Below are 3,318 nucleotides of genomic sequence, written 5' to 3'. Positions count from 1 at the left end.
CTCTGGCTCAGTCAGGGTAACAGCCTCGATGTCGTTATAGACTGGGTAAAACGTCACGGTCTCCCGGAGCCGCCGGAACCGAAATGGCCTTTCCGGGAAACGCTCGACCGTATCGCGGGTGCATACAATTCCAATTTGTGGGCCGAAGGGAAAGGATTTCACGGCAATCCGCATGTCCCCGGTTTTCTCGAACGATATGTCCGTGAAAACGCGGATACGAAAGTTGCAAAAGAGCTCAAGGCAAAAATAGCATGGTGCCGCACTCAGGTACCTGAAAAAAAGGCAACAAAGAGCGATTCGGACAACAAGGGTTTAATCGAGCAGGGAGATACACTGCTCAAGTATCAGCGTGAGGACGGCTCGTTTTATTTCGACCCGGACGGCCGTCATTATGTCAAGGACGACTTCAAGGTTGCCACCTCGTTTATCGAGCCGATGGGGCATGCGGGCGATACGGCGCTCGATCTCTGCATGACTCCGGTGCCGACTCTTCTGGATATTGCGGAAAAAACCGGGAAACCGGAATATAAGAATGCCGCCCGTAAAGCGCTTGAATACTGCATGTCCATGACCCGTCCCGAAGGCGGGGATTATTGGGAAACGCCGCTTCACGCCCCGAACCTTTATGCCGCGGGTCATGCGGCGATCGCGTATTATCTGGGATACAAGGCTTTCGGCGACGAGCGGTACAAAGCACGGGCGATTTACTGGATACGGTCTTTGATTCCTTTTACGCATCTCTGGGAGACTGCCGATGTGAAGATGATGTATAACACCAAGCCATGCCTGTGTTCGAGCGACTGGTACTTTGCAAACTGGGTTCGCGACCATGTGCAGTGGGAGGTCCTCTCGGTATTCAATCTGTCCGGCAATTACGGCATCGACTGGGATACGGTCGATCCTGAGATCAACTGGAACCGTTACTTCAAGGGAGTCACCATCGCGGCAATCCGGTGGATGCATACCAGTACCGACAATGACTGGCGTCCGCACAACCTTCCGGAGACATACGAACCCTTCAGGAACGGCGAATTCGACTACTGTTTTGCCGATACGCACAACAGCACCACGGGGAATTACGGCGGAGCGTTTATCGGGCCGCAGCTCATTGCGGAGAATATTTACGCGCTCATCGACCGGAAGGTGAAGTAGGTGTCGTTGCGATGGAACATGTTTCTCTTTACTGTCAGCACACCGAGATATAGAAAACCCCACCTGATACCGGCGGGGTTTTCTATAAAATACTTAAGCCTTCACAATCGGGGTATATCGAAAAGATTATTTATATCTTTCCCCTTGCGTTTTACGTCACTGTGAGAGAGAATTGCTCTTTTCAGAATCCCACGCGGTTCACGCACCAGTTCAACCACTCGAAGTACCCGCCGGAAGCGCCGCCCCAGTTGTAGCTCATATAGTATTTGGGATACCAGCTGCGTTTGTTCATCTCCTGCACCATCTGCGTGGAGAAAGCGCCGTATACGATGCTGTTGATGAGCGACCCTGCGAGGGCGATCCTGTTGTCGTGCCCCTTGATCCGGAAGAGACCGTACCCCTCCGGACTCAGGTTGTCGAAATACACATCGGCAAGCTTTTTGAGCTCCACCTGGTTTGCCGGGCCGATAGCGACAATGTAGGCGCCCCTGGCTTTAGCCGCGCGGGCTTCCTGCACCATGGCGGAGTTCGTGCTGTCGGAGACCTCGCAGACAAACATCACATCTCCCGGCTTCATTTTTTCCTTTGGATAGTGATTGGTGAACACCAGACCCATGGATGCGCCACTGGCATCGTTGAACACGCTCTTCGGCCAGGATTCCACCCACATGTGGGCGCCGTTGCCAACCTTTACCGCAAGTTCGTCCGCAGTAGACCAGAGTAAGGGTTTCTGTGTCTTGAAGATACTGTCGAGCCGTTTCATGATGGTGTCATGGTACTGCGCGGCGTACTGCAGTGATGGGGCGTCCGGATTCTTCATCTTGTCCGCAACCTCGGAAACGACCATCCAGTAAAGGGCGATCATGAAGTTTCCCACTCCAGCGCCGACTTTCATCTCCGAGATGTAGGGCATGTTCACCAGCCCGATCTGGCCGGGTACTTCGGAAATGAGTACTTCGCTGGAGATGTCCTCCAGTTCCAGGTCCTGGTAATTAGGTTTCTTGTCCTGATTATCCTGCTCGGAAAAGGAGCGGTGACGGAAATAGCTGTCGGTGACCCCCACCACATACACGCCACGGTTGTGAGCGGCTGCTGTCTGTTCGTTGATAAAGTTGGTGATGAGCATGTCATCCCTGCCAAGAGCATCAATGGTGGCCTTCTGACCGCTGAACTCCGTGGCGGAAATCATCCCGCCTTTCGGCAGGCAGGGCAGCGAAGGTTCAACTTCATTGATGTTGGAATGACCCGCAGTGCAGTCCCAGACCACTTTATGCCCCGCACGGAGCGTAGCGGCTGCGCGCTCGCTGATTTTGCCGATCTGGTCTTTACGATTGTCCCACATGAGGTTGAGCACCCGCACCGTCTCGCTGTAATACTCGGTCCCGAAATCCGTCTTCTTTGCGGCCGCCTCTTTCGGGGAGGTTTTTTTCGCCGTTGTCGTCTGCGCGTACACCGCTGTAACGGTCACAGCAATGAATACAGCGCTGAAAATTCCTGCTGCCAGTGCCTTTCTGTTCATTTTGCCAATTCCTTTCTATATGACTTTTAAGCTGTTGAAGACCTCTATAATTCTCATCTTCATCAAATTAACCGTTTTTTCACCAAAGAGCAATGAAAAGCATAGAAATCTGAATCGGATCAAGGATGAGTGTCTGCGCGCAGACATTCACCTGAGAAATCTCATTGAAGTCACCATACAGGACATTCCGGAGAAAATGGCGGCGCTGTTTATTAAAGCGAAGGCCGGAAACCTGACCGGCAAAACGGTCTGTAAAAATTTCCCGGTACACGGAAAACATCGAACGACGGGCACCGGCTGGGATTGCTCTAGACGGTCTCTGTCCGGGTTCGTTATATTCTCACGACCGGTGACGGCACCGGTAAACCGTTCTTGTCGAGCGAATAACAATATGCTTCCTTCATATCCACCTTTCCGCTGTCTGTATAGACCAGTAAGCGGTGGCCATCAGTGCGGGTCTTTACGATACCATAGGCAGTGCGGCTGAAAGCAAAGAATTCGCCTTTCTTTTTGTCTTCCTTCTTATCCGTCAGATGCGCCCAGCCTTCGAGGTTGAAGAATGCCACAAGTTCGGTCACGAAGATGATCGGCTCATCAACACGGGAGTATTTCCCGAGGGCACCCACCAGCGTCGCACGGGGATGGAT

Annotated in this window: 3 protein-coding genes; 1 reads left to right on the top strand and 2 read right to left on the bottom strand. The window is 52.7% G+C overall.

Going from position 1 to position 3,318, the window contains the following annotated elements:
• A partial coding sequence (locus LLG96_08185) for a hypothetical protein (protein ID MCE5250185.1) occupies positions 1-1,152 on the top strand: 1,152 nt, incomplete at its 5' end.
• 181 nt (positions 1,153-1,333) lie between these two features.
• Here the strand turns inward: LLG96_08185 and LLG96_08180 are convergent.
• Positions 1,334-2,671: a hypothetical protein gene (locus tag LLG96_08180; GenBank protein MCE5250184.1), complete on the bottom strand. Its 1,338-nt coding sequence runs from the start codon at positions 2,669-2,671 to the stop codon at positions 1,334-1,336.
• Between the two features lie 332 nt (positions 2,672-3,003).
• Positions 3,004-3,318: competence protein (locus LLG96_08175; protein ID MCE5250183.1), on the bottom strand; the 315-nt coding region annotated here is incomplete at its 5' end.

Source organism: bacterium (genome assembly GCA_021372535.1).
GTDB lineage: Bacteria > Latescibacterota > Latescibacteria > Latescibacterales > Latescibacteraceae > JAFGMP01.
The sequence above is the reverse complement of the archived record's forward strand: the minus strand, read 5'-3'. Positions and strand labels throughout refer to the sequence as shown.